General features: G+C 71.9%; 22 protein-coding genes. 11 read left to right on the top strand and 11 right to left on the bottom strand.

Annotated features, from left to right (window positions below; translation table 11 throughout):
* From AB0M46_RS00350 to AB0M46_RS00330, 5 genes are all read left to right on the top strand, one after another.
* Positions 1 to 1,491 (top strand): SCO6880 family protein, encoded by a 1,491-nt coding sequence (locus AB0M46_RS00350; protein ID WP_363331984.1) that lies wholly within the window; start codon positions 1 to 3, stop codon positions 1,489 to 1,491.
* A 23-nt stretch (positions 1,492 to 1,514) separates the two neighbouring features.
* Entirely contained in the window at positions 1,515 to 2,978 is a 1,464-nt protein-coding gene (locus AB0M46_RS00345) for a hypothetical protein (RefSeq protein ID WP_363331983.1), read from the top strand.
* A complete protein-coding gene (locus tag AB0M46_RS00340; protein ID WP_363331982.1) occupies positions 2,975 to 3,805 on the top strand; it encodes a phosphoadenosine phosphosulfate reductase in 831 nt (276 codons plus the stop codon). Before AB0M46_RS00345 ends, AB0M46_RS00340 begins: the two co-directional genes overlap by 4 nt.
* A 259-nt stretch (positions 3,806 to 4,064) precedes the next feature.
* The gene (locus AB0M46_RS00335; protein WP_363331981.1) at positions 4,065 to 6,083 is read left to right on the top strand and encodes a TraM recognition domain-containing protein; all 2,019 of its coding nucleotides are present in this window, start codon (positions 4,065 to 4,067) and stop codon (positions 6,081 to 6,083) included.
* Positions 6,080 to 8,179 (top strand): toprim domain-containing protein, encoded by a 2,100-nt coding sequence (locus AB0M46_RS00330; protein ID WP_363331980.1) that lies wholly within the window; start codon positions 6,080 to 6,082, stop codon positions 8,177 to 8,179. Before AB0M46_RS00335 ends, AB0M46_RS00330 begins: the two co-directional genes overlap by 4 nt.
* Positions 8,180 to 8,219: 40 nt before the next feature.
* Here AB0M46_RS00330 and AB0M46_RS00325 read toward each other — a convergent pair whose 3' ends face one another.
* The 8 genes from AB0M46_RS00325 to AB0M46_RS00290 all read right to left on the bottom strand — a co-directional run bounded on the left by AB0M46_RS00325 (position 8,220) and on the right by AB0M46_RS00290 (position 17,177).
* Positions 8,220 to 8,582, bottom strand: coding sequence for a hypothetical protein (locus tag AB0M46_RS00325; protein WP_363331979.1), 363 nt, complete (start codon positions 8,580 to 8,582; stop codon positions 8,220 to 8,222).
* A 534-nt stretch (positions 8,583 to 9,116) separates the two neighbouring features.
* The gene (locus AB0M46_RS00320) at positions 9,117 to 9,380 is read right to left on the bottom strand and encodes a DNA-binding protein (protein ID WP_363331978.1); all 264 of its coding nucleotides are present in this window, start codon (positions 9,378 to 9,380) and stop codon (positions 9,117 to 9,119) included.
* Between the two features lie 263 nt (positions 9,381 to 9,643).
* Positions 9,644 to 10,426, bottom strand: coding sequence for a hypothetical protein (locus AB0M46_RS00315; protein WP_363331977.1), 783 nt, complete (start codon positions 10,424 to 10,426; stop codon positions 9,644 to 9,646).
* 652 nt (positions 10,427 to 11,078) lie between these two features.
* Positions 11,079 to 14,477: a DUF6884 domain-containing protein gene (locus AB0M46_RS00310; RefSeq protein ID WP_363331976.1), complete on the bottom strand. Its 3,399-nt coding sequence runs from the start codon at positions 14,475 to 14,477 to the stop codon at positions 11,079 to 11,081.
* Positions 14,478 to 14,540: 63 nt separating this feature from the next.
* Positions 14,541 to 15,479, bottom strand: a complete 939-nt coding sequence (locus AB0M46_RS00305; protein WP_363331975.1) for a hypothetical protein — start codon at positions 15,477 to 15,479, stop codon at positions 14,541 to 14,543.
* 135 nt (positions 15,480 to 15,614) lie between these two features.
* The gene (locus AB0M46_RS00300) at positions 15,615 to 16,166 is read right to left on the bottom strand and encodes a hypothetical protein (protein WP_363331974.1); all 552 of its coding nucleotides are present in this window, start codon (positions 16,164 to 16,166) and stop codon (positions 15,615 to 15,617) included.
* 76 nt (positions 16,167 to 16,242) lie between these two features.
* Positions 16,243 to 16,695, bottom strand: a complete 453-nt coding sequence (locus AB0M46_RS00295; RefSeq protein ID WP_363331973.1) for a hypothetical protein — start codon at positions 16,693 to 16,695, stop codon at positions 16,243 to 16,245.
* A gap of 86 nt (positions 16,696 to 16,781) precedes the next feature.
* Positions 16,782 to 17,177 carry a hypothetical protein gene (locus AB0M46_RS00290; protein WP_363331972.1) on the bottom strand — a complete coding sequence of 132 codons (396 nt, stop codon included), beginning with the start codon at positions 17,175 to 17,177 and terminating at the stop codon, positions 16,782 to 16,784.
* A 148-nt stretch (positions 17,178 to 17,325) separates the two neighbouring features.
* Here AB0M46_RS00290 and AB0M46_RS00285 point away from each other — a divergent pair, with 148 nt between their 5' ends.
* From AB0M46_RS00285 to AB0M46_RS00260, 6 genes are all read left to right on the top strand, one after another.
* Positions 17,326 to 17,604 carry a recombinase family protein gene (locus AB0M46_RS00285; RefSeq protein WP_363331971.1) on the top strand — a complete coding sequence of 93 codons (279 nt, stop codon included), beginning with the start codon at positions 17,326 to 17,328 and terminating at the stop codon, positions 17,602 to 17,604.
* Between the two features lie 295 nt (positions 17,605 to 17,899).
* Positions 17,900 to 18,337 carry a hypothetical protein gene (locus AB0M46_RS00280; protein WP_363331970.1) on the top strand — a complete coding sequence of 146 codons (438 nt, stop codon included), beginning with the start codon at positions 17,900 to 17,902 and terminating at the stop codon, positions 18,335 to 18,337.
* Positions 18,334 to 19,794 carry a relaxase/mobilization nuclease domain-containing protein gene (locus AB0M46_RS00275; protein WP_363331969.1) on the top strand — a complete coding sequence of 487 codons (1,461 nt, stop codon included), beginning with the start codon at positions 18,334 to 18,336 and terminating at the stop codon, positions 19,792 to 19,794. Before AB0M46_RS00280 ends, AB0M46_RS00275 begins: the two co-directional genes overlap by 4 nt.
* A gap of 11 nt (positions 19,795 to 19,805) precedes the next feature.
* Positions 19,806 to 20,819: a hypothetical protein gene (locus AB0M46_RS00270; protein ID WP_363331968.1), complete on the top strand. Its 1,014-nt coding sequence runs from the start codon at positions 19,806 to 19,808 to the stop codon at positions 20,817 to 20,819.
* A complete protein-coding gene (locus tag AB0M46_RS00265) occupies positions 20,816 to 21,205 on the top strand; it encodes a DUF4913 domain-containing protein (protein ID WP_363331967.1) in 390 nt (129 codons plus the stop codon). The genes AB0M46_RS00270 and AB0M46_RS00265 overlap by 4 nt, the downstream gene beginning before the upstream one ends.
* 80 nt (positions 21,206 to 21,285) lie before the next feature.
* Positions 21,286 to 21,714: a hypothetical protein gene (locus tag AB0M46_RS00260; protein ID WP_363331966.1), complete on the top strand. Its 429-nt coding sequence runs from the start codon at positions 21,286 to 21,288 to the stop codon at positions 21,712 to 21,714.
* 61 nt (positions 21,715 to 21,775) lie between these two features.
* Here AB0M46_RS00260 and AB0M46_RS00255 read toward each other — a convergent pair whose 3' ends face one another.
* From AB0M46_RS00255 to AB0M46_RS00245, 3 genes are all read right to left on the bottom strand, one after another.
* Positions 21,776 to 22,660 carry an endonuclease/exonuclease/phosphatase family protein gene (locus AB0M46_RS00255; RefSeq protein ID WP_363331964.1) on the bottom strand — a complete coding sequence of 295 codons (885 nt, stop codon included), beginning with the start codon at positions 22,658 to 22,660 and terminating at the stop codon, positions 21,776 to 21,778.
* Between the two features lie 104 nt (positions 22,661 to 22,764).
* The gene (locus AB0M46_RS00250) at positions 22,765 to 23,937 is read right to left on the bottom strand and encodes a hypothetical protein (protein WP_363331963.1); all 1,173 of its coding nucleotides are present in this window, start codon (positions 23,935 to 23,937) and stop codon (positions 22,765 to 22,767) included.
* Positions 23,938 to 23,948: 11 nt separating this feature from the next.
* On the bottom strand, positions 23,949 to 26,921 hold the full coding sequence (locus AB0M46_RS00245; protein ID WP_363331962.1) for a glycine--tRNA ligase: 2,973 nt from the start codon (positions 26,919 to 26,921) through the stop codon (positions 23,949 to 23,951).
* Between the last annotated feature and the right edge of the window lie 75 nt (positions 26,922 to 26,996).

Raw genomic sequence — 26,996 nt, 5'->3', positions numbered from 1 at the left:
ATGACCGCACCGGAACGTCCGGTACGAACGTACGGCGGCTGGCGTCGAAGTCGCGGGATCGGGCTGATGGGCCTGGGATCGGCCCAGACGCTCGCGGTCGTCATCGCGCTCACCGTCCTCATCATCGCGATCTCGGTGGACCGGACCGTCGGTGTGATCGTCGCCGGGCCCGCGCTGCTGCTCATCGGTGGGACCGTGCTGCGCTGGGATGGTGTGCCGTTGCTGCACGGGCTGCTGCAGCGCATCCGGTGGGGCTGGGGCTCCGCCCGCGGGTACACCGTCTACCGGTCCGGGGTGACCGCGGCGCACCCGCACGGCTGGCAGCTGCCGGGTGTCCTTGCCCCGACCACCCTGCTCTCGGTGGAGGATCCGGCCGGCGAGTACGGCGTCGTGTGGCACCGCCGGCTCGGCACCATGACCGTCACGTTGCGCGTTGCCGCCACCTCCACCTGGCTGGTCGACCCGGGTCAGGCTGAGCGTTGGGTGGCGTCCTGGGGCTCCTGGTTGGCTGGGCTCGGCTACCTGCCGACGGTGCGGTGGATCGCGGTCACCGTCGACACCGCCCCGGCCTCCGGATCACGGCTCGCGCACTACGTTGCTGGGCGGGTCGCGCCGCACGCCCCGGCCGCGGCCCGCCGGGTCCTCGCACAGCTGGTCGAGGTGTCCCCGGCCGCCGCCGCGGACGTGGAGACCCGGGTCAGCATTACCTTCGACCCGGCGCTGTCCCCGACCCGGCCGCGGAACCTTGACGAGTCACTCGCCGAGGTCAGCCGGGCGCTGCCCGGCCTGACCGACGCGCTGGGCTCTTGCGGGCTGACCGTGCTTGGCCGTGCCACCGCATCGGACCTGCTCGGCGTGGTCCGGGCCGCCTACGACCCGGCCGCTCGCGGCGACGTCGCCAACGCGCTCGGCAACGGCAACGGCAACGGGTTGCGGCGTTTCCTGGATTGGGACACCGCCGGGCCGATCGCCGCGACCGAGTTCTACGACCGCTACCAGCACGACTCCGGCTGGTCGGTGTCCTGGGCCTGGCACGAGGCCCCCCGGGCCAACGTCCACGCCGACGTCCTGAGCCGGCTCCTGGCCCCGGGCGGGCACCCCAAGCGCGTCACGCTGCTCTACCGCCCCGCGTCCGCCGCCGACGCCTCCCGCATCGTCGAACGCGAGGTCAACGCGGCCAGCTTCCGTGACGCGTTGCGGGCGGCGCAGAAACGCGACGAGAACGCCCGCGACCGGGCCGACAAAGAGAGGGCGCTGCGCGCCGCCCGCGAAGAAGCGTCCGGCGCGGGTGTGGGGCTCATGTCGATGTTCGTCACGGTCACCGTGACCGACGAGGACGACCTCGGCCGCGCGGTCGCCGACGCGGAAAGCCGCGCCGAGGTGGCGAAGATCCGGCTCCGGCGGCTGCGCGCCAGCCAGGCCGCCGGGTTCGCCGTCACCCTGCCGTGCGGCATCTGCCCTCCCCAACTGGCCACCCAGTGGCCCCGCTAACGACGCGCGGACAGGAGTCCATCATGCAGCGACAGTCCACACAGGACCGTGACCCGCGGCTGAGCACCGAGCCGATCGCGCCGTCGTGGGGATGGCGCAACCCCGGCGCCGGCCGGGCCAGCCACCTCGCACCAGGCATGGAATACCAGGCCACAACCGTGCAGTTCTGCGGTCTGTACCCGTTCGTCGCCGGGTCCGGCTCCCCGATGCTCGGGGTGCCGATCGGCCGGCACATGCTGTGGGGCGAGGTCGTCTGCCTCGACCCCCTGCAGTGGCTGACCACCGGCCTGGTCACCAACCCCGGCATGTTCCAGCTCGGCCAGCCCGGCATCGGCAAGTCCAGCCTGGCCAAACGGCTGCTCACCGGGATGGTCGGCTACGGCGTGCACGGCCTGGTCCTCGGCGACACCAAACCCGACTACACACCCCTGATCCGCGAGCTCGGCGGCCAGGTCATCACCGTCGGCCGCGGCATGGACCGGATCAACCCCCTGGACGCCGGACCGCTCGGCGCCGCCCTGGCCCGGATGAGCGGCCCGGACGCGCTGCGGCTCCGCCTCGAAATCCGCGGGCGCCGGCTGTCGCTGCTGCTGGCCCTGTGCACCCTCGTCCGCGCCGGGCGGGTCACCAACCCCGAGGAAATCATCCTCGGCCGGGCCGTGGACATCCTCACCGACCGGCTCGACCGCGAACCCACCGTCCCCGACGTCCTCGCCCTCCTCGAAGAAGGCCCGGACGAGATCCGCACCGCCGCCCGCGCCGGCACCAACGCCGACTACCGTCGGCGCGTCGACGAGCTCGTCCCCACCCTCGCCCTGCTCTGCGAAGGGTCGCTGCGCGGCGTGTTCGACCAAGCGACCACCACCCCGATCGACCTCGACGCGCCCGCCGTGTCGGTGGACATCTCCCACGTCTCGGCGGCCGGCGACCAGCTCGTCGCCGCGGCGATGCTGTGCACCTGGAGCTACGCCTTCGGCACGGTCGACGCCGCCGCCGTCCTCGCCGAACAGGGACTGGCGCCGCCACGGCAGTTCATCGGCATCATGGACGAGCTGTGGCGGGCACTACGCGGGGCACCCGGCCTCGTCGACCACGCCGACGCACTGACCCGACTCAACCGGCAGCGCGGCATGGCCAGCCTCATGATCACCCACAGTCTCGACGACCTGGAGGCCCTGCCCACCGAGGAGGACCGCGCGAAGGCGAGAGGCTTTTTCGAGCGGGCCGCCATCAAGATCCTCGGCGCGCTACCGGGCCGGGAACTGGACCGGATCAGCCGCGTCACCCGGCTATCCGGGCCGGAACGGGACATGGTCAGTTCGTGGGCAGCGCCGGAAGCGCTGTTCCCGGGCAGCGTCCACCCCGGACGCGGCAAATATTTGATCAAGACTGGTGAGCGGCCCGGTTTGCCGGTCGCGATGCGGCTGGTCGGTGACGAGGCTCGGTTGTACGACACCGACCGGGCCGTGCGGGGCGGGGCCGCATGAGCACGCCGACGAGTCAGCTGCGGGCCGTCGCGTACGGCGGGGGTGTCCAGTCGACCGCCCTGTTGGTGCTGGCCGCGTCCGGCCGCATCGACTACCCGGTGTTCCTGTTCGCCAACGTCGGCGCCGACTCCGAGGACCCGGCGACGTTGCGCTACCTGGAGCGCTACGCCAAGCCCTACGCCGCCGCGCACGGCATCGCCCTGCACGAGCTGCACCGCATCCGCCGGGACGGGTCCACCGAAACCCTGTACGGCCGGCTGACCCGGCCCCAGTCACGGTCCCTGCCCATCCCGGTCCGGATGTCCAGCGGAGCGCCGGGAACGCGCTCGTGCACGAGCGACTTCAAGATCAAGATCTTGGGTCGGTGGCTGAAGGCGCATGGTGCCGCACCGGCGACACCCGCTCGGGTCGGGATCGGGATCAGTCTCGATGAGATTCATCGGGTCAACAATCGCCGAGCGATGCCGTACGAGCAGCCGGTGTATCCGCTCCTGGAGCACCAGCCGCCGCTGCGACGGGTCGACTGCGAACGGATCATCACCGCAGCCGGGCTGCCGGTGCCCGGCAAGAGCGCCTGCTGGTTCTGCCCGCTGCACCGCCGGATGTACTGGGCTGAGCTGCGCCGGGACCGGCCCGACCTGTTCGAGCGGTCCTGCCAGCTGGAGGATCTGCTCAACGAGCGGCGCGTCCGGCTCGGGAAAGACCCGGTCTGGTTGACCGCCCGGAATCGGCCCCTGCGGACCCTCGCCGTGGCGCAGGACCTGCTGCCCGGCTTCGAGGCCGACGGCGACGACGGGGCCTGCGACAACGGGGCGTGTTTCACATGACGCGGCTTCCGGTTCGTGGATGCGTTGCCCGGGTCGCGCGGCCGGCCCGGCAGGTGGTGCGGCGGCTCCCGGCGCGCGTCGTCGCCGGCACGCTGGCGGTGACCGTCGGGTGCGGCCTCGTCTCGACACCGCCGTCACCGGTTGACGGCGGCGCTGCCGTAGCGCTGCTGGTGGTCCTCGCCGTTGTGCAGCGGCGGCCGGTGCGCCCGGGCGGCCGGCACCGTCGCGACCGGCGGCTGTCCGTTCGGGGTGGTGGGCGATGAGCCTGTCGCAGCAGCCGGTGCAGCCCCGCGCCAGCGCGGGCACCATGCCGTTGACGCCGTTCGTCATCCTCGGCGCCGTATGGGGTGCCATCGCGGTGACGTGGCTGGCCTGGGCCGCCGGCGCCGTGACCGCGGCGGTGACCGGCGGACGCCCCGGACCGGGCTACGGCTCGCAGTTCGTCGCCGGCGTCGCGCATGGCCGGTGGAGCGTGCTGTACCCCGACGTCAACCACCTGGTGGTCGGCGTGGTGTTCGGGCTGTTCCTGACCGGAGTCCTGGGACCGGTGATCGCCGGGTGGGTGTGGTGGGAACGGCACCGCACCGCGGCTGACGACCCGCTGCCCTCGCTGGCGCGCCCGCACGAGGTCGCCGACCTTACCCCCGCGGGCGTCGCCGCACGGGCCCTGCAGCTGCGGCCGAGCCTGGCCGGCACGCCGGCCAGCGAGCTGCCCGCCGCGCAGACGGGGTTGGCGCTGGGCACCATGCAGCGACCGCGCGGCCGGTTCGGTCCGCAACTGCGGGCGTCGTGGGAGGAGGGCATCCTGGCCATCATGGGCCCGCGGGCCCAGAAGACGACCGCCCTCGCGGTCCCGCTCATCCTCGACGCGCCCGGCGCCGTCCTCGCCACCTCCAACAAGGCGGACCTGTGGGCCACCACCAGCGCCGCCCGAGCCCGGGTCGGCCGGGTGTGGGTGTTCGATCCGCAGGGCATCACGCGGATCGGGCAGCGCTGGTGGTGGGACCCGCTGACGGCGGTGACCTCCGTGGAGGATGCCGCCCGGGTGGCCAGCCACTTCGTGCAGCCGCTGCGCCGCGACCGCGGCGAGGACTTCTGGCTGCTGGCCGCCGAGGATCTGCTCACCTCGTTCTTCCTCGCCGCCGGGGTCAGCGGCGGCTCGATCAGCGACGTGCAGGCGTGGCTCGCCGACGCCAGCGACGACCAGCCGGTCGGGATCCTGTTCGCCCACGGCTATCCCGAGGTTGCGCGGGCCCTGCGGGGCCGGCAGCACGGGGCACCCGAAACCCGGGACGGCATCTACGAGACCGCCCGCACCGCGGCACGGTGTCTGCAGGACCCGCGGATCATGGCCTGGGTCAACGAACCCACCGACACCGAACTCGAGCGCTTCGACCCGGATGCCTTCCCGGTCAGCACCGACACGCTGTTCCTGCTATCCAAGGACGGCGCCGGTTCGTCCGGGCCCCTCGTCGCCGCGTTGACCGACCAGGTCATGCGGCACGGCGTGCGCCGGGCCGAGGCCCGCGGCGGCCGGCTCGACCCGCCGATGCTGGCCATGCTCGACGAGGCCGCCAACATCTGCCCCCTGGCGGATCTGCCGCTGCTCTACAGCCACTACGGCAGCCGCTCCATCGTGCTCGTCACCATCCTGCAGACCTACCAGCAGGGCAGCACCGTCTGGGGCGACAAGGGCATGGGCACCCTGTGGGGCGCCGCCACCGTCAAGCTCATCGGCGCCGGCGGCGACGACCCGCGGTTCGCCGCCGACGTGTCCTCGCTCATCGGCGAACACGACGTGGCCACCATGTCGCTCACCCGCGACGGCACCGGCAGCGTGTCCCGGCAGGTCAGCGTCCGCCGGCAGCGGATCATGGGACCGGAGGACGTCCGCGCGATCAAGCGCGGCACCGCCATCCTGCTCGCCTCCGGGGCCAGGCCCGCGTTGCTGCGCCTCAACCCGTGGTTCCGCCAGCCGGACGCGCCCGCCCTGCAGTTGGCGACCGCGAAGGCGATCACGCAGATCAGCGACGCAGCTGAACGCGAACGGTTGATCGCCGACCTTGCCCAGGACGGGGTGCAGCTGCCGGCCGCGCCGCCCCCACCGGTGCTGCGGCCACCGACCTCCACACCGCCGGCCGCATCCCAACCCCCAGAGGCCGCGTCACGGTTCCTGGAGGCGCAGACTTCCGACGACGATGAGGGCGGCCCAGGCGCCGCCCGGCGCACGGTGAAGCCGTCCGTGCCGCAGTTCCGCGGTCCGACGAGGCAACCGTGACCGCCGCCCACCCGCTTGACGCCGACCGGCTCATCGCCGCGCACCGGGCCGCCAACGAGTTCTACTGCAGCCACCTGCCCGATGAGCCGCGCGCTCTGGCCTACCTGCGCAGCCGCGGCATCATCCCGGCAAGCGCAGCGGACCCGCCATGGACCATCGGCTACGCGCCCCACGGCTGGACGGTCCTCCGCGACCACCTCCGCCGCAAGGGCTTCACCGACGACGAACTGCTCAAGGCCGGGCTGATCACCACCGCCCGCAACGGCAACCGCATCGACGTGTTCCGCGACCGGGTGATGTTCCCGATCCGCAACGCCGACGGGGACGTCGTGGCGTTCACCGGACGAGACCTGTCCGGCCGCGCCGGCACCCCCAAATACCGCAACACCATCACCACGCCCATCTACCACAAGAGCGACCTGCTCTACGGGCTCGCCGAGCAGTTCGACGGCACCGCCCAACCCGCGGCGGTGATGCTCGTGGAAGGCCCGGCCGATGTCCTGGCCGTGGACCGGGTCCGCAACAGCCTGCCCGACACCCTCTACCCGGACCCGTACTACGCCGTCGCGCCCTGCGGCACCGCCCTGACCACCGAACAGGTCGCGCTCCTGGCCGCAGCCCTGCCGCCGGGAACCCCGATCGTGGTGGCCTTCGACGCCGACGACGCCGGCCAAGCCGCCATCGACAACTCCTACCAGCTGTTGCGGGACTGGCCGGGACCCGTCGACGCGATCGAGCTCAAGGGCCTCGCCGACCCTGCGTCGCTCGTCGCCGACAGCCCAGCCACCGCGGTCGGCACCTTCGACCACCTGCGCCGGCCGCTGGTCGACGTCGTCCTGGAGCACCGTCTGAGGCCGCACCTGGCCCGGCTCGACACCCGGCTGGACGAGCTCGCGCGGATCGGTCGCGACCCTGCGTCGGAGTCACTGCTGATCCGCCTCAACGCGGTGCGGGCAGTAGCGCCGTTCCTCGGCGACGTTGCCCAGGACAATCCCGACGTCGCCGCTCGGCTCTCGGTGGAGCTGGCCCTGCGGTTGCAGGTCGAGCCGTTGACGGTGCTGGAGGCCATCTACCCGCCGCAGGACGACGACGCCGTCCTGGTTGGCGTGCCGGACCCGCCGGGGCGGGATGCCGTCGCGTTGGGCACCCGCGGGTTCCCCGACCCCAGCATCGTCGGGCACGGATACGCACGGGCCTGCCCTGCCGATGCTGCCGCTGCGACGTGGGTCCAGCACGACCCGACGACTGGTCACACCGCCTGGGTCCTCAGCGAAGGGGTCGGCGCGGACCCCGCCGACCGTGACGCTGCCCGCCTGGCCGCGGAGGTCGCCGGGCGCGCCGCGATCCTCGTCGGCGCCCACAAGGCCGTCGAGATCGCCCGGGTCGCCGTCAACGCTGCCTTCGCCGAACCCGGTGCCCGGCAGGGCAATGCCAGCATCGTCGTGCTCTGCTCATTCGATGGCGACCGGCCGAAGCCGGGCTCCCGGCAGTTCACCGTGGCCTGGGCCGGCGACGCCCGCGCCTACGCCACCGCCAGCGCACCACACGCCAGGGCGGTCACCGACGCTGCCCAGATCCGCAGGTGGTTCGCGGCTGTGACCATCGACCACACAGTCGGCGCCCGGCACGGCAACATCCCGGCTTCGCAGCGGTCGGCAACGGCGTCGAACTCACCCGCACCGCCCCAGCCCGACCATCGGAGCCCGCGCACCGGCGACCAGCTGCTCACCGCAACGGTCCGCGGCGGCACAATCGGCATCAACCGACTCGACCTGCCACCCACCAGCATCCTGCTCGCCGGGCGCCGCGTCACCGCCATCGGCATCGAGCAGCTGCGCACCGCGATCGAGCCGCGCCGCCCAGATGTGACTCTGGCTGGGCTCCGCCAGCTCGCCGGCCCGCAGGCCGTCGCCGTGGCCATCCGCCCCGACCCAGCTCAACTGCACGAGGTCATGACCGCGGCCCGGCTCGCTCGACAAAGCCAAGCTGTCACCGACCAGGCCGATCGTAAGCCGCACCCTGGCACCAGTCGGGCGGAAACCCGCTTGGCGCTGCCGGCCGCACCGACTCCGATCGCACCCGGCAGAGCGATGTAGCGACCGCCTCAGACCCGGCGACGTTGGTGACGGCGCGCGATTACGGCTGCTCGTCGGGCGAAGCAGCGGCGTTTCGGGTGTATGACGGGCTGGGAGGGGTGGCGAGGACCGCGTTGAACCGCAAAGCCTCAGTCCGCAGCAGTTCCGCAGCTGAGCCATGGCCGGCAACATCAACGATCCTGGCCGCATCGACGAGTAGGATCGGCCAGGCTGCGGCCAAGGTTTCCCGCACGTCGCAGTCGGTGCACCCGCAGTACGGGCCAACAGCGGGTGAACCGGCATCGACGGCGGCATCTTCTTCTTCGGCGAACATCGCGTCCGCACATGCGTGCAGATGGGCGACTGCAGCGCGGTGCGCTTCCAGTCCGGCATCGTGGTTCCGATTGGGAACCGGCCGGGTCATCTGGCGATCCGGGGTCGCACCGGATACATCTGCCCGTGCCGAGCCGATCGACGGTGGAAGCCGCGCAACGGAGGCGGTGCGGGGAGCGCCTCACCGGCAGTGCCTGTCAGAACGCGAGAGAACCGGGAAGCGATGTACATAGCGTCACGGTCGCAAACGGACGTTGCCGGGTGGATCGGCGGCGGCGCTACCACCACCTCCACCATGACCGGCCGCCGCGCAAGCACACCGGTCTGCGGCGCCTCACCGCCGGCGGCATGATGACCGTTGTGCCGGGCCGGGCTTCGAATCGTTCGGGTCTGCCACCACCCGGCAATCCGGTGCACGTCTCGCCCTTCCGCCCGGACCGGCCAGCGCGACCGTGCGTCGGTGACCTGCCGCCGCGGCGATCGGCCCGGACACTGCATACGCTTGCCGCACCGCACCGCCGTCTGCTGCGAACGGCGGCCAACGCATTGCCCGGATGGAGACATCTCCATCCGGGCGCAGCAACTCATCTGGGCCGTGCCATCACGCGCAAGTCGGCGGGCGCCGTCACGCCGCCGCAGGCTGACGGCTTCGGTCGGCGTCGTCGTCCACGCCGAGCAGCTTCAGCAGCAGGCTAGTCGGGACGAGATACCGGCGGCCGATGCGCAGCACCCGGACCGGGAACTCCTCGGCTTTCGCCAGCTCGTACGCCTTGGACCGGCCGATGCCGAGCACCGCGCCGGCCGTTTCGATGTCCACGGTGGCGGGCAGCTTGCGCACGGCGTTGATCGTCCACACCTCACCGGGATGCTGCGTTGTCGTGACGGTCATGATGGTCGCTCCTCCTGCCGCCGGCTGCTGGCCGGCACCGCTCGATGTGGTTCCGAGCGTGCTCGGCGGGAGTGGATGCCACAGTGCCCCGTAACGCCCCGAGCCGTGACGGCTAGCGGCTCGGTCAACCCCGCGTGTCCCGCAGCGCACGATCGCGAGCCAGCACCAGAAATCTCTCCGGCTCCAGCGGGCTCGCGGGACTGGCTAAGTCGTCAACCGCGAACGGGCTGTCTTCCACACGAGGGAGGCCGCACAGGCGATGCCTACCTCGGCAGCGGGGTGACCTGCCGAGCCGCCTCGCGAACTGGGAGCAGAAACGGCGCCGTCTGCCAGGCAGTGCCATACCGCAAGTACGCGAACAGCACCGCGTGGCACCAGGCGGATGGGCCGGACAGCCGCAGCGGGTCGATCGTCTCGAACGTGAGGACGCAGGACTGGTCTGCGACCATCTGGTACCCGGCGACCGCGGTGTGGTCGTACCGCAGCCATCGGCCGCGAACCTGACACCAGGTGGCGTTCGGGTCGACCACCACGCGGGCGAGGTCATGGCCGCGCCATTGCCGTCGTGACAGGCTCGCCGCTCGCGCGTAGCCGATGCTCGTGCCGATCAGCCGGCCCACGGCTGCACCCGCCACGAAGCCGGGCGATCCGACCGCGACCATGTTGCCAGGCTCGTAGGTGACCTCGGCGGCGAACCACCGCGCGAACCGAAACGGGACATCCATGTACACGGTGCCGGCACCGGGCAGGTCCGGCGCGTAGACCGTTGGCGGTTGGTGCCCGGCTGCCAGCGTCTGGTAGAGCTGGACGGCCTGCTGCCATCCACCGTTGCCAATGCTGCCGCGTGACTGTCCGAGCGGCCGGGGGTGGCGGGGGGCCAGCAGCCGGCCCAGCCCGTGACCCGCTGCGTAGGCCGCGAGCGCCCACGGCGCGGACAATCCGACCACGGTCATGCTGACCCATCTGCCGTGGGCGAACCGTCGTCGCGTCCGCCCGTCCACGAGGCCCGCGACCAGCCCGGCGATGAGGGAGCCGACGACCGCCACCCAGAACCCGAGCGTGGCCAGCGCCGTCCAGAGCGACGAGCTACAGGCCGCCTGTGCGCCCGCCCGGGTAACGCACCCGTGCCAGCCCCTGTTGGCAAGGAGGGAGGCACCCAGCAAAAGCAGCGCGAGCGGCATGCCCACCGCGGCGACAACCCAGTGTCGACCACGCCGGGGCGGCCGGTTCGCTGACGGTTGGTTCGTCATGGTCGACTCCATCCTCTGCCTAGGTTCAGGTGCCGGCGGCGCTGCGGAGCAGGTCGACGGGGGTGCGGCCCAGTGCGATCAGCCTGTAGGTGGGACGCCCGCCGGCCGCGGGAGGTTCTGGTCAGGGTACTGGCTGACGATGAGCGCCGTCTCCTCCAGCACGCCGTCCTTGCTGTTGACGTAGTGCCGCTGCGGAGGGCGGCTTCGAGTTGAGGGCGGTGCGGATAGTCGCGATGTGTTGCCGTTCGTTGCTGGCAGGCAGGGCGATCACCGCCGCGCCGAACCCGGGCGGGAACCGCAGGAGTTCCTCGTCGCGAAGGACACCTTGGGCGACGCAGATGGCGTTGAGCGCGCGTCGTGCTGCGCCTTGCAGGCCGGAGATCCCGGAAAGCACGGTACCGACCCGAGACTCACCAGCGCGAATGACTGGGCGCCCCAGGGGTCACGTCTACGCGACGTTGTCTCGGGTGCGGGCGAGTTCGCGCAGGATTCGGGAGCCGTAATTGTTGGTGTTGAAGGCGACGTCGAGGTCCTTGCCGGTCACGGGCTGCCCCTGCGCGATCCGGTCCTGGGCATAGGCGAGCATCTGCGCCCGAACGGACCCGTGGGACGCTCCCCGCCGAGCAGGTGCGCTGGCCGTACTGCCGGGTCGAGGTGCGCCGCTGCGCTGACCGCTGCTGCGGCTCCGTGTCCCACGGCGAGCCGTGGAACTGCGAGGCTTGTCCGCCGTGTCTCGGTCGTTCGTCGTACGGCTGGCCGACGTCGCGTCTCCCGCGTCCGTCTCGCGTTCGACGGAGGTCTCGTCGTTCGTTTTCGTCTCGTGGCCGACGGTCGTCTCGTCGGCCGGCTTCGTCTCGTGGCCGACGGTCGTCTCGTCGGCCGGCTTCGTCTCGTGGCCGACGGTCGTCTCGTCGGCCGGCCTCGTCTCGTCGCCGACGGTCGTCTCGTCGCCGGCTCGGTTCTGATGGCTGCCGGTCGTCTCGTCGTGCGTGGGCGTCTCGGTCGTCTCAGCCGCGCTGTCTCGCATCGCCGCGGCGGCTTGCGCGACGTTGTCGTGCGGATCCTGCGCCGTTGCGCGGGTGTCGCTCGGGGGCGAACTGTCGGCAGGCTCCCGTCCGCCGTCGGGTCCGGCTGGAGCTGGGCGCGACGCGGGACCTCCGCGGCGGATCGCCTTGCGGGCCAGCTTGGCCGAGCCGTACCGCTCGATCGCGTCGACCGCGGCGCCCCAGGCCAGATCGGTGGTGGTGTACCCGTCGCGGACTGTCAGCAGCCAGGCGATCCGCGTGATCGGGCGCATGTACATCCAGCGGGCGAGACCGAAGCGCGGCCGGGCGAGCGGCAGTTTGCCTTCGGCGCGCAGTTGGGTGCGGTGCCGATAGGTTGACAGGAGCTCCCAGAGGATGACGCCGGTGAGCGACATCAGCCCGTAGGAGACGGCCTCGCCGGTGGGGGCGAAGTTCGGGCCGGCGGCGTGCCAGTAGTTCATCACCGCAGCTCCCGCGGCGAAGCACCAGGTGGCCGCGCGGAACAGCACCGAGGAGTCGCCGGCCGCGCGGGCGCGCCAGTCGAGGCGGGCCACGTAGGCGGTGGACAGCTCGAACCCGGCGGCGAAGACGATCGCGGCCGGCAGCGGCCAGTGCATGACGTCCATCGCGAAGCGGATCTGCCCGACCCAGGCCACCGCCATCGGGAACACGATCGGCAGGACAAACAGCGCCCATTCCGCGACCTTGGGCACGGTGTTGGCCATCCGCGCCCAACGGGCGGCCCGGTGGGTTTGGCGGCGCTTGCGCCGCTCCCGGCGGTCGCGTTCGGTGGCATCGCGCTCCCGGCGAGCCGCCGCGCGGCGGGCGTCCTGCAGCTGCAGGTCCAGCTGTGCCGCGCGAGCGCGGCGCTCGACCTCGGCGTCAGCGCTGAGGCGGTCCTGTTCGGCCCGGCTGATCTGGCGCAACGTCCGGGCGTCGGGGCCCTCCGCCCGGGTCGGCGTCGCGGCCGGTCGCGCGTCACTCGGCTCGGCGTCGGCTGGGCGGCTGGTCAGGGTGGTCACGACGTGGTCCTTCCGGTTCGGTGTGGTGCCCGGATCGGGATGTGCTGGGTTCCCGCTGCGGTGCGCAGGCGCTGCTTCGGGTGGCCGTAGCGCCGCCGTCACTGCCGGCCGTGCTGCGGGCCTGGTGGTGCACGGTGATGCTGCCGGCGAACCGTTAGCGGACCCATTAGCGGACCCGCTACGGTCCGGCACGTCTGCCCTGGTGGCGCCCGAGATGGTCGCGTGCGGCCACCTGAGGCTCCGGTGGTGGCGGCGGCGCCGGTCCTCGGCGGTACCGGCTGGTGGAGCTCGTCCGGCGGGTGGCCGCGGACCCGCCGGCACCGACGGATCGCTTCTTGCAGACGGCAGGACAGCGCGACGCGGGCGGCCCGAAAGACCCTGGCCGCGGGTTGCGGCGGGTTGCCGTCCGGTCCGCCGCGTTCCCGGTCCGGTCGCTGGGCCCCGGGAGAGACGGCGCCGGTGGACGCTGTCGGCGTGGCCGGACGTGAAGGTGCGGCCGAGCCGTTCGACCATCGCGCACCACCGGCGGAGCTCGCGGCGACGAGCCTGGATCACCGTGCACCGCGGGCAGGTGAGCGGCTGCTGGGTGGTCAGCCAGCCGGTCGGCCGCCGTCGTGCAGGGCAGGCGGGAGTCGGCGGGGCTGGCGGCGCGAGACGGGCGAGGTCGAGGTGGACCTGGCCACCAAGGGTGGCGATGACGTGCCGCTCGCCCGGCACCCGCAGACGCGTCCCGGTCGGCGCGGCGCTGGCTCGGGGAGCGGGCGCAATCTTGGTTGTCCCGGCCGTGAGCGCTGCGAGGCGGCGCAGTTGGTCGCCGATGCCGCGGGTGCCGTCCAGTGGACAGTTCGCATGCGGCCACACGTACCGGGCGAGGCGTGCGTAGGGCGCCGGGGCGAGGATGACGACGTCGCGGACGTCGAGCAGGCCGAGCTGTTCGGCCTGCTCTCGCAGCCCGTCACGGCTGATGGTGTGCCGCTGGCCGAGCCGGGCGTCGTAGCGCAGCAGCAGGTCGGACAACTCGACCAGGCCGTACCAGGCGGACAGGATCACAACCCGGTCGCCCGGCCTGCGGATCGCATCGGCAGCGCGGCGCGCCGCCCGGTGGTAGCTGCCGACGTAGAGCTCACCGGCCGGGGCTTCGATGCGGTCGGCTTTGCGGGCGCCGCAGACGACGATGATCAGGCGTTGCGGTGCGGGCGCCGGTTCGGGGAGGCGGCGCTGGCCGGCCGTGTACTGCTGGTGCTCGGCGACGGTCCAGCCCAGCCACGCCCAGCTCGGCAGCCAGGTGCGGCCGTCGGGGACGGTGGTGCGGTAGCCCCGGCTGTGTCGCCAGCCCGCGACGTCCGGCCCGGCCTCGGGGTGCAGCAGTGCGTTGGCGATCCGCCGGGGTCGGCCGCCGTTGACGTCGACCAGGGAGGTTTTGGGCCCGATCGCGCGCAGGATGCCGCCGCCTTGGCCGCCGTCGCGGGCCGGGAGCGAGCCGGGCAGGCACCGGACGCGCTGGCCGGGCGCCACGGTGCCCGGCCCGGTCGGCAGCGGCACGCCCATGCACGTCTCGGTCGGCGCCGCGAGCGCGGTGCTGGGCTGCCGGCCGGGCGTGACGGCGCCGTGACGGTTGACGGGGGCGTTGCGGTAGGCGGCGGCGTGCGGCCGGCGCACCGTGACGTGCTGCCCGCCGGGCAGGGTGAGCCGCAGCGTCGCCCGGTTCGGGCAGGCCGCGCACCGGTGCGGGTTCGGGTGCGGGAGTCGTTCCTCGGCCAGCACGGTGGGCTGGACCGGTTCGGGGTGACTGGCGGTCACGGTGGGGCGCTCCCAGGGCTCTGGGCCGGTCCGGGGTGGCGGGCCGGCCGTTCGGCGAGACGGTTACCGGAGGTTCCGGGTGGGGCAGTCCAGCTCGCTGTGCTGCTCGGCGGTCGGGCCGCAGCTGGCACCGGCGAGCGCGACGTCCAGCTCGGCGCAGGTCTCGGCCGGGGCGTGCCGGGTGCGGATCCGGGTCCGGTCTTCCGCCACGCCGCAGCGTCCGGTCTCGTCCCACTGGTGGCCGCGCCACGGACGGCGGGCAGCGGCCAGGGCCGGGTAGGCGTAGATCTGGTGGCCGCAGTGCCGGCAGATCGCCACCTGGGTGCCGTCGGCGTAGCACTCGCGGGTGCCGGCGTGCAGCGCGATCGCGGTGGCCGCGTGGTCCTGGAGGATGCGGTGGACCTGCTCGGTGTGCGCGGCGCAGGCACCGAGGACGTGTCCGCGGCGGGTGAGCAGGGCGTTGACGGCCGTGTCCGAGCATCCCTCCGCGTCGCACTGCATGGTGGCGGCCTCGTCGGCGTCCTGGCAGCGCTGGCAGTACACCTGCGGGGCGTGCGCGCGCAGGCATCGTTGGCGGGTGGGTTCCTGCGCGGCTCGGGAGCGGTGCTGCAGGTCCACGAGGTTGTACCCGCACCGGGTGTCGCCCTCGGGGAACAGCAGGTCCGCCATCGCCGTGCCGTCGGCGCGCACGTGCACGGCGGCCACCGTCGCCCCGTCGCTGGTGCCCGCCGCGGCGACGCTGTCGCCGACGCGGATCGGGATGCTGTACGCGCCGGGCGAGAGGATCACCGACCGGATCGGGACGCCCCGGCGCCAGGCGCCGCGGGTGGTCAGCTCGACGCCGTAGACCTCGATCGCGCCGTGGTGGTCGGGCCGGGCCGCGGTGATGTCGAGGGCGAACCCGGCCGTGAGGGCGCGGTGCGTGTGGCCGCTCGTGGCCGCGCCGGGGCTGACGGTGATGCGGTCCCCGGGCCGCAGCCCGTAGACGTCGGTGCTGGTCATGGTGGACTCCCTGTCATGGTCGAGAGGTTGGCTCGCGTCCGCTCAGATCCGTCGGGCGGCTGGAGCTGACGCGGTGTCGGAGGAGGTGCTGGCTGAGTGCGGCTTCAGGTGCGATGCGCCGGGGTGTAGCGGCGTTCAGCTGGCGATGTCGCCGAAGGTCTCGGCGGTGAAGTCCTCGCAGTCGAGGCGGGCGGCTGCGGCGTACAGCGAGCGGCCGATGTCCTGCGGGTCGGCGGTCATCCCGTGCAGGTAGACGACCAGGGCACGCATCGGCTGGGGTGCCGCGCCCCACTCCACGACGAGGAAGTCGGTGAGGAACTCGCGTGCCCTCTCGACCAGCGACGGTGCGTGCACTTCGCCGACGAGCTCGACCGCGGCGGCGACCATGGCGGATCGAAGGTGGTAGCCAGTCCGACGCCGGTCGCGGCGGCCGGTCCACTCGACAAAGCCCAGCTCGCGTACGACGCTCGCCCGCGCCCGACGGTCGGTGACGCGGTGGTACTGCAGCTGCCGCACTGTCGCCCGCAAGATGGTCGATTCGGTGAAGACACCGGTCTGGAACGGGCACGTCGGGCGGCACTGGGCGCTGTGGTGGGTGCTACAGCCGACGCAGTTGCCGTTGTGGTCGTACGCCGTGGCGGACCGCCCGTCGTGACGTTCGGGTCCGTGGGTGGCGGTTTCGGACATGGGTCGGACACCTTTCACGCTGCAGAACCGGGGATGGTGGAGGCGCCGCGTGGCGGCGCCTCCCGGGGTGGCGGGCCTAGCCGTGGGCGAGGGGCAGGTACCAGCCGCCGCCCAGCTCGCCGGGCTCGAACAGGTCACTGCCGCACTTGCGGAACACCGCGGTCAGCAGCCGGTTGATCTCCGCAAGTTCCGCGTACGGGTCGCCGTCACGGTCGCCGAGCCACAGGCGCTCCCCAGGCTCGTCGTCACCCTGGAACACCTCGCCGGCCTCGTCAGGCCACAACCGCCCACCTGCGCCGGCGAGATCCCACAGGATGACGCGGTCCCGGGGGCCGTCGTCGCCGCCCGGATGGTCGACATAGGCCATGTCGGCGTCGGGGTAGCGGCGGTGGATGCAGATGATGGCCGCATCGAGGAGGACGGCGGCGGCATCGAGGAGGACGGCGGCGGCATCGCGAGGGCCGTCGTGACTGCGGGTCGGCTTGGGGCGCTGTGCGTCGCCGGTCGCCGGGTCTGCTTCGTTCGCCATGGGTTCCTCCGAGACGGCATGCGGGATTGGGGCCGGCTGGCCGCGGAGGATCTCATCGCATCCGCGGCCAGCCGGAGCACGAGCGGTCAGCTGTCCAGCCGGTCCGTCGCCGCGGCGCGGTCGCCGATCGGGACGGCCTGGACGCCCGGGTGAACGGCGATGTCCGCGAACCGTGCGGTCTTGATGGACCGCAGCGGCTCCGTCCAGGAGCTGCGCGGGTCGGCCGCGTCGCGGATGGCACCTTCGGTGGTGTACTCCACGGCGGCGTTGAGCCGACCGATCCGCACGATGACACCGACCCGCCACCGGCCCCGCGCGTTGATCGCCGCGACGTCGCCGACCTTGAGGGTGGGGCCGAACCGGAATCCGGCGGCCTGCAGCAGGTCCCGGTCGAAGTAGCACGCCACCAGGCGGATCAGGTCGTCGATGGGCGGCGCCGCGGTGGGGTTCTGACCGGCGTCGGAGGGCGTAGGGTTGGTCATTGGAAGCACCTTTCGCAGTGAGTGTTTCCGCAGCCCGGCTGGTGTTCCTGCACCCGCCGGGCGCCTCACTACAACTGTATAATAAATGGTATAGAGAAGTCCAGGGTCTGGCTGTCTTTTCTCATACCTTTTTCTGTACACTTCGGGGATGCCGCCGACTGAGCCCCGCCCGCCCCGCCCCGAGGTCGCTGAAGGCATGGCTGCTGCCCGCGACCGCGGTGTCCGGCTCGGGCGCCCGCCCGCAGCGCTGCCCGATGGCGCACCGCGAGCGGCGGAGCTCCGCGCCGCCGGCAACTCGCTGGCCCAGATCGCCGCGGCCCTCAACGCCGAACAAATCCCGACGCCATCCGGCCGCGGGCAGTGGACGAGGAGCAGCGTGCAATACGCGCTGACCCGCTACGACCAAGAGCACGCCGACGGGACATAGCCACGGCCGACGCTCCACAGCTCGCCGAAGCGAGCCGGATCGCCTACCGCCGCCGGCCAGCACGAGGCGCTGCGCCGGCCTACCCGTCGGTGCCGGCGCAGCCGACCCGTAGCGCCCTGGAACCCGAGTGGACGGACTCCCGCTGCGTTGCGGGAGCAAGTTATGGGCTCCTGTGCCAGGAGCGGCAGCCGACCGGGCGCGGTCAGCCGTTGAGCAGCGACGATGCGTCGTCGCTGGAGGAGCGGCCCCCTGGCCGCAAACGGTGTCGACAACGGTGGGCGGCAACCGTGGGCTGATGACCGAACAGCCATCGCCGAAGGACGTGGACGCGTCCACGCGGCCCGGACGCGGACGCGACCGACGCCATCTCTACCCCGGCCGTCCTCGCCGGATCGCCCCGACCTACACCGAGCAGGAGGTCGCCGACATCGCGTCGGCCGCCGCCGCCGCGGGGCTGACCCCGACCGGGTTCGTCGGCGAAGCCGGCCTAGCCGCCGCCCGCGGCGAGCAGCCGATGACGCTGGGCCGTGAGACCCTCGCGCAGCTGCAGGTTGAACTGTTCGACGCGCGGGTCGCGGTCGGGCGGATCGGCACCAACCTCAACCAGGGCATCGCGGCGCTGCACGCCACCGGCGACGTGCCGCCGTGGCTGGTGCGGGCCGCGGCCCTGTGCGAGCAGCGGATGCGGCGGGTCGATGGCGTGATCGCGCGGATCGACCGGGCCTTGCGATGATTCCCAAGATCGGCCGTGGCCGGCGGGTGTACGGGCTGCTGCGCTACCTGTACGGTCCGGGGCGACGCGAGGAGCACATCGATCCGCACCTGGTCGCCGCGTGGGACGGCGCCGGGCCGCTGGCGAACTTGGAGCCGTCGATCGGCCCAGGCGGCAAGCCGGACCTCCGCCAGCTCGTCGACCTGCTGGAGCAGCCGGTACGCCGCGGGGTCAACCCGCCGCGTCAACCGGTGTGGCACTGCTCGATCCGCACCCACCCGGAAGACCGGTGGCTCACCGACGAGCAGTGGGCCCGGATCGGCGCCGAGGTCATGGCCAAAGTCGGTCTCGCACCGCACGGCGACTCCCGCGCGGTGCGGTGGGTTGCCGTGCGGCACGCCCCAGACCACATCCACATCGTCGCGACCCTCGTGCGGCAGGACCGGCGCACCGAGTGGGCCCGCAACGACCGATGGCTCGCCCAGGCAGCATGCCGGGACCTGGAAGAACGCTACGGGCTGCACCGGGTCGGCCCCACCGACCGCACCGCCCACACCCGCCCGACCACCCGCGAGGTACACAAGGCCGCCCGAACCGGCCGACGCGAACGCCCCCGCGACCAGCTGCGCCGCCACGTCCGCCACGCCGCCGCAGTCGCCGACAGCCAGGAGCAGTTCTTCACCCTGCTGCACGACGCCGGCCTTCTCGTTCGAACCCGAACCAGTACCGTGCATCCCGGGCAGGTCACCGGCTACGCCGTTGCCCTGGCCGGCTACACCACCGCTGCGGGTCAACCCGTCTGGTACGGCGGCGGCAGGCTCGCACCCGACCTCACCCTGCCGCAGCTGCACCGCCGCTGGGGCCAAGCCCCCGGCTCGATCCCGCCGCCCCCACGCCTGGTCCAAGCCGAGCTGTACGAGCGAGCCGCCAGCGAGGTCAAAGCCGCGGCCGAACAGATCCGACAGGCGGGGGGCGACCCGGCCGCAGCGAGCGCCGCGGCAAGTGCGGCAGCCGACACACTCACCGTTGCGGCCCGCCTGCTGGAGGGAGAACGCCGCGGCCCGCTGCACCGCGCGGCCGAGGCCCTCGACCGGGCCACCCGCGAGCCGTACCGGCGACCGCTGCCATCAACCAGCCGCCGCGAAGCGCTGCGGTCGACGGCACGACTTCTACGGCTCGCTGGTGAGCTCGCTGACGACAACGCGGTGTTCGCCATGCTCCGGTTCATCCACACGATGTCGATGCTCGCCGACTCCCTCGCCGACCTGCGCGACACCCAACGCCGGCTGCACCAGGCACGCGCCGCCCGCACCGCCGCGCGGCTCCTCCGTTCCGCCGGCACCCGCAACAGCATGCCCGGCGGTCGCACCCCGGACGTGGCCGCAGCGCCTCCGTCAACACGGCCATCAACCGTGCCGCCAACGCGCCCCACCGACGCTCGACGTCAACCCGGGCCGGGCGTCGGCCACGGAAGATAGGGGAAAGGCTGATGGACTTCGGACAGGAGCAGCACCCGGACATCGCTGCGGAGATCACCCAACGCGCCGGCCAGGCGCTGGCGGTCCTCGGGACCCTCGGCGAGGCCACGGCCCGACTCGCCGCCGAACAGCGCCGCCGCAAACACGGGCGGGAGGAAGCCCAGGCGCAAGCGCAGCAGCGCCAGCAGGAACAGGCCGACAAGGTCCGCGAGCACAGCGACCGGCTCGCCGACTACGCCGCCCGGCAACGCGCGACGCACGACCGGCGCCTCATCAGCCAGACTCTCGACCCGAACTGGGTCGCCACAGCGGACCTGTACGACCTTGCCACCGTATGGCGGACCGCCCGCCTCCGCGAAACGCAGTTCCCCGAGGCGCGCGCTGCCGCGGAAACGGTCGAGGACCGGCTCAGGGACATGTATCCGCGGCCGATGCACCTGTACGACGAGGCCGTCCGCAACGGCACGCCCCGCAGCGACGCGATGCGCGCCGCAGCCGAGGAGATGGCCCATACCCCGGTCATGCGGCCGTACGGCCCGGGAACCCGAGCCGGCGCCCTCGGCGCCTCGGAGGTACCCGTCGTCGGCCAGGCCGGGTTCGGGACGGCGGTTGCCGACGAGCAGATCCACCTCGCCACCGGTGTCGACCCAGCCGAGTACCTCGCCGAGCTGCGCCGGCTCGGGCCCGGCGGCGACGCCGCCGCAGACGCACTCCGTGCTGCACTCCTCGAGCGCGCCGGCCGAGAGACTGCACACGGAGTCGCCGACGCGGCGACGCCCGACAACCCGGCCACGACGGGCTTCAACGAACACGCCGTCGACGGCCTGCCCGCCAACGCGACCAACATCGGCGACGCCAACCGCGACACCGCCGCCGCGCAACGCACCGCAGCACAGCTGGCCAGTGAGTGGTACCCCGACGGGCTGCACCACCCACACGCCATGCCACACGACGTCGCCCGCCGCTCGCCGGCCGCCGCCGCCCCCGCCAACACCGCGGGCCGCACGGCAGGACTGGCCCGATGACCGCCCCGACCAGCATCGAAACGACCGAGCAGGAGCAACACCCGCCGCTGTATCCCAATCTCGAAGCCTGGGTGATCGGCTACTTCACCCCAATGTTCCTGCACCGCATCCCCAGCAACCCCCGACTGCGGTGGTGTGCCGAGTGGTGGGACCACGCCGAAGCCATCGCCCGACTCACCCTCCTGTGGACCAGCTGGGAAGCCGCTCGCTGGCAACCCGAAGCCAAAGCCGGCTGGTGGCTCGACTTCGACCACCACCTACCAATCCTGATCGCCGCCGACGGCCCGTTCCGCAACTGCCGCCAACCCGAAGGCACCCGAGCCGGCAAGCACGAGCCACCCCCCGTTCCGGATATCTCTCCGGCACCGACGGATTGGTGGGACTAGCTCCTCGAAAGCGCAGCCACCCCACCTCTGCAAGACGACGCAACAAACAGATGCGTCATCCCAGACGGAAGGTACCCAGCATGGCCGACTCATCCGTGACTTTCCGCGACTTGCTCCGCGGCACGGCCCAAGCTCTGCCCACGACAGCTAGCCCGAACGATCCATCCGTCAACCGCGCACTCGTGCTGGCCGCACACGCGGCGACCGCAACCGCCGACGGCCCAGCCATTCAGGACTGGGCGGCCTACGGTGATGCCCTCCAGCATGCAATTGACGTGCTACACCCTGACATGAACGGTGAAGGAACCTTCGTCGATGACCTTCCCGTAGCCGGTCCTGACAAGATCGAACTTCGGTGCGCGGCTGTCGAGCTCGTCAGACATCTGGCCGACCTGCACGCAACGGCAGCTGCTGACGCGATCGATTGCAGTGAGCAAGGGGCTATCTGGTCGCAGGTGGCGCACTACCTTGCCGACGCGGCAGCTGAACTTGGGTTCGCCTTCGCATAAAGCCGATCTTGTCGGTATCAACCCGCGTCCGGCTTTAGCCGTTGGATATTTGTCGAGGCTGTCATTGAATCGCGTCCTTGCGGGACCCACGCAGGCCGTCGTCGTCGGCGCTCGGGGTCGTCTGTGACAGCGCCTGCGGGTCCAGTTCGACCAGGATTGGCAGGTGGTCGGAGAGGTCTCGGGCGGCCGGGGTGTCGATCACCTGGTAGCTGCGCAGCGCTGCCGGTCTGGTGGCCCAGAAGACGTCTTCGCGGCGGGCCCAGCCGCCGCGGTGGCCCCCGGTCGCCTGCCATGGCGCGCGTAGGGTCGGTGCGGCGTCGGCGAAGCCGCTGCGGTGTAGCAGTTGTGCGGGCCGTCGGTCGGCTACCCGTGGGGCTGCCGGGTCGTCGTGCCAGCGCACATGCCGTTCGATCCATGCCTCGGGCAGCGACGACCAGTCCGGGTCGGGATCGTAGCCGGGATCGGCGCCGAAGGAGTTCCAGTCGGCGGCCAAGAGGGTGGCGTCCGACAGCGATAGTTGCCCGGTCAGGGTGTACGCGTCGCGGAGTTGCTTGTCGGGGTCCCATGGTCCCAGGTGCGTGACCGCGACGGCGAGCGGAACCGCCGCGCCGACGTCGAGGCGGACGACACCTAGCCCGTGCCACAGCAGAAGGTCGTACGCCCGCTGCGACAAGAGGCTGTAGCCGGGGCGCCAGAGTATCGCGAGGTGGCAGTCGGAGTGCCTGGCCGGCACCGGGAAGTAGTCCATGCCGACGGCGTCGGCGATGCCGGTGACCAACTGGTTCAGTTCGGCACGAGTCGAGTCCTGCGAGTAGATCTCCTGTAGGCACAGCACGTCCGGTCGCAGGAACCGTAGGAGCTCGTGCTGCCCGCGTCGGGTCGGCGTCGACGACTTGCCGTACGACAGGAGATTCCAACTGACGGCGCGGATCAACGGTGCGCTCACGCGGTCCTCCCTGTGGGACTCATAGTGATGCCGGTTCGTGGAGTGTGGTGACGCAGGTTGTCGATGCCGCATCCTCGTCGGCGGCGTCCGGCCAGTACCTGCCGTTACCTGTCGGTGGCGGATTCCGATGCAGGGTGAGGTAGGAACGGCGCCGGGCCGGCTCGGCGTTGTCTGCGGGCGCGGATGGCCTGGTCCCAAGTCGCGACTGTGTTGGTTCCGGTGCTGGTCCAGGTACGGCTAGAGGCCCATCGAAACGCGGTTGCTCCGGCGTGGTGCCAGTTGGCTCCAGCAGAGAGGCGGAGGGCGTGGTGGAGGCCGTCGGGATCGGGAGCGATGCGGGCGGCGAACATGTCGTTGGGCAGGGCGCAGCTGGTGCCGACTGGTTGGGCGATGACGCTGCGTCCGTATGAGGCGGCGAGCAGGATGACGCCGGAGTTGAAGGTGGCTCGGTAGTTGCATACGACGTAGTTGGCGGCGCCGAAGACGGCAGGGATGGCGTGGTCAGGGACTTTATGCAGCTGGAGGATGACGTTCGGGGCGGTCCGGGCGGCGTGTTCGATGCGGCGGCGTTCGTCGTCGGTATGTGGTTCCCCGGCGACGAGCAGGATGTTGTCCGGGCCGGCGAGGGCGGCGGCGAAGGTGGTGATGAGTTCGGGGACTTGTTTGTAGCGGCGGATGAGCCCGAATGCGAGCCAGATCCTCGCGGTGGGCGGCAGTCCGAGGCGTTGCCGGGCGTCGCTCATGTCTATCGGCGGGGGGTAGATGCTCTGGTAGGAGCCGAGTGCGACGGTGGATGTGCGGCCTTCCAGCATGGGGTAGACCCGGTAGAGCTCCGGCAGCGCCGCGGGGGTTTCGACGGTGGCTCGGTCGATGAGGCGGCCGACGAGGTTGTGGGCGAGGGCGTCGAGCCGGGGGTAGGGCTGTTCGTGGGGGCGCAGGTTGTGCACGGTCCAGGTGACGGCGATGCCGTGGCGTTGTGCCCGGCGCAGGGTGGTGATGAACTGGCGGATGCCGTGCAGGGTGCGCAGGCGTCCTCGGCGCAGGTAGAGGCGTTGGAACCAGTGCAGATGGATGACGTCGAGGTGGTGGAGGTGCTGGTCGACCCAGGCCGGGAAGTGGGCGGGGTTGCCGGGGACGAGTTGGTGGGGCAGCAGGTGCGCGCCGGCGGCGGTGACGGCTTCGGTGAAGGCGTCGAGGACCGGGTTGATGGCGCTGTGGTGCGGGAATTGCGCGACGGTCGGGCCGGTGTCCCTGATGGCGTGCGCCTGCTGCCCCATGTGTCCTCCGTTTAGGTGAGTTGTGTCCAGTCGAGGTGGCGGGCGCCGAGGCTGCGGATGGTGGCGAGCAGGCCGAGCCGGTTGGCGCGCACGCTGGGGTTGTCGTCCATGACGAGGACGTCGGTGAAGAAAGTGTCGATCGGTTCGATGAGCGCGGCGGCGAGGTCGGCGAAGCGGCCGAGGTCGGCGGTGTCGCCGAGTTCGACCCGGGTCTTGGCGACCGCGTCGTGGAGTGCGAGTTCGGCGGGTTCCCGCAGTTCGGCCGGGTTGTAGCCGGTCGGTGTGCCGTCCGGGACGATCCGCAGGACGCGTTGGAACGCTTGCACGAGCCGGCCGAACGCCGGATCGGTGCTGCGCCGTTCAAGTTCCCTCAGCGTGGCGTCGGCGTGTGCGGGTGCGACGGCCAGGGGCAGAACGGCCTGGATCAGCCGGTGGTCGTGGCCAGCGTCGAGGAGCTGCTGTTCGTAGCGGCGCACGATGAACTCGGTCGCCGCGGCGACCACATCGTCGGCGGGGACTGGCTGCTGGTGTGCGGCGGCGCGCAACGCGTCGGGGACGGTGATCGCGGCCAGTCCCGGCTGGTGGCGCAGGATGCTCACGACACCGAGGGCGGCGCGGCGCATCCCGAACGGGTCGGAGCTGCCGGTGGGGGTCGCGCCGACGGCGAACAGCCCGGCGAGCAGGTCGAACCGGTCGGCCAGCGCGAGCAGCGCTCCCGGAGTGGTGGCCGGGGTCGCATCACCCGCGTGGCGGGGTAGTTCGGCCTCGAACACGGCCGTTGCGACCTGGGTGGGTTCCCCGGCTCGGAGGGCGTATTCGCGGCCCATGAGCCCGGCGAGGCTGGACAGTTCGGTGACCATCTGCGAGGCCAGGTCGAACTTCACCAGTGCCCCGGCCCGCGCGAGCGTCGCGCTGTCCTCGGCGGCCAACTCGACCTGCTCGGCGAGGGTCGCCGCGAGTGCGGCGATCCGGTCGGCACGGTCGGCCATCGAGCCGAGCCGGTCGGCGAACGTGAGCCGGCCGATCGCGGCCCGCAACTGCTCCAGCGGGATGGTCAGGTCGGCGCGCCAGAAGAACGCGGCGTCCTCGTAGCGGGCGCGGAGCACGGCTTCGTTGCCGGCGCGGACCTGGTCGATGTCGCAGCGGCCGTTGGCGACGGCGACGAAGGACGGCAGCAGCTGCCCGTCAGCGCCGCGGACCGGCAGGTAGCGCTGGTGTTTGCGCATGACGGTGGTGAGGATGTCGGCGGGCAGGTCGAGGTAGGCCGGGTCGAAGCTGCCGAGGACCGGGTTCGGGTCTTCGACCAGGTTGGTGACCTCGTCGAGGAGTTTCGCCTCGCCGTCGATGTCGACGGTCCCGCCGACCGTGGCGGCCAGCGCGGTGGCGGCGTCGATGATGGCGCGGCGGCGCACCGCGGCGTCGGCCGTGATGCTGTGCGCGGTGAGCGTGTCGAGGTACGCGTCGGCGGCCGGGATCTCGACGCGCGGCTGGTCCGCGGTGCGGTGCACGCTGGTGGTCCGTCCGGACGTCAGGTTGGCCACGGTGAACGGCACGACGTGTTCGCCGAGCAGCGCCACGATCCAGCGGATCGGCCGAGAGAACGACAGTCCAGGGGCGTTCCACCGCATGTTCTTCTCGGCCTGCAACCCGGCGACGATGCCGGGCAGCACGTCGGCCAGGACGGTCGCGGCGGTTCTGCCGGTGACGTGCTGCACGACCGCGACGTGGGTTACGCCGTCGACGTCGACCGGCTGGAGCTCGGCGACGTCGACACCTTTGCCGCGGGCGAAGCCCAGGGCCGCCTTGGTCGGCTGGCCGTCGGCGTCGTAGGCGGCCGACATGCGGGGGCCGCGGACCTGCCGGTCGTGGTCGTCCTCACGGGCGGCGACACCGGTGATGACCGCCGCGACCCGGCGCGGCGCGCCGTAGACGGTGATGTCGCCGTGGTCGAGGCGGGTTCCGGCGAGCGCTGCGGCCAGCGCGGCCTGGAGCGTTTCGGCGGTGCGGGCGACCTCCGCGGGCGGGAGTTCCTCCATGCCCATCTCGACCAGCACCGTGGACGGGCCGTCCACGACGGGGAGTTCGGCGGTGATCGCGGGGGCTATGGTCTGCGGGGCGAGGCCGAGCGGGTGGCCGGCCTCGTCGCGGCGGATGGTCCACAGTTTGGCGACCTCACCGGCCAGGCGGCGCATCCGGGCGAACGCGCGGGCACGTTCGGTCGGGGAGATCGCGCCGCGGGCGTCGAGGACGTTGAACGCGTGGCTGCACTTGAGCACGTAGCTGTTCGCCGGGATCGGCAGCCCGGCGTCGATCATCCGCTGGGCTTCGGCGGCGTAGGTGTCGAACAGGGTCTGGTTCGCGGCCATGTCGGCGTCGTCGAGGTAGTAGCGGCTCATTTCGTACTCGGCCTGGCCGAAGATCTCGCCGTAGCTGACCCCGTCGGCGTAGACGATGTCCTTGAAGTGGCTGACCCCTTGCAGGGCCATCAGGATGCGTTCCATGCCGTAGGTGATCTCGACCGACACCGGGTCCAGGTTCAGGCCGCCGGCCTGCTGGAAGTAGGTGAACTGGGTGATTTCGAGGCCGTCGAGCCACACCTCCCAGCCCAGTCCCCACGCGCCGAGCGCCGGGGAGGCCCAGTTGTCCTCCACGAACCGCACGTCGTGCGCGGCAACGTCCACGCCGAGGGCGGCGAGGCTGCCCAGATACAGGTCCTGCGCGTTGCCGGGTTCGGGTTTGAGGATGACCTGGAACTGGGTGTGGGTCTGAATCCGGTTCGGGTTCTGCCCGTAGCGGGCGTCGTCCGGACGCACGGACGGTTCGACGTAGGCGACCTTCCACGGCTCCGGGCCCAGCACCCGAAGGAACGTCGCCGGGTTCAGCGTGCCTGCTCCGACCTCGGTGTTCATCGGCTGCACGGTTAGACAGCCATGCCCAGCCCAGTACCTGGTCAGCGCGGACAGCGCGTCCTGCATGGATAGCATGTGAGGCCCCAAAGGCTCTTAGTTACAGCGGGTTGCCGCAACTACATGAAAAGAACAATTCGGCGCGGCGCGCCG

It is taken from the genome of Dactylosporangium sp. NPDC051485, from assembly GCF_040682015.1.
Taxonomy (GTDB): Bacteria; Actinomycetota; Actinomycetes; order Mycobacteriales; family Micromonosporaceae; genus Dactylosporangium.
The sequence above is the reverse complement of the archived record's forward strand: the minus strand, read 5'-3'. Positions and strand labels throughout refer to the sequence as shown.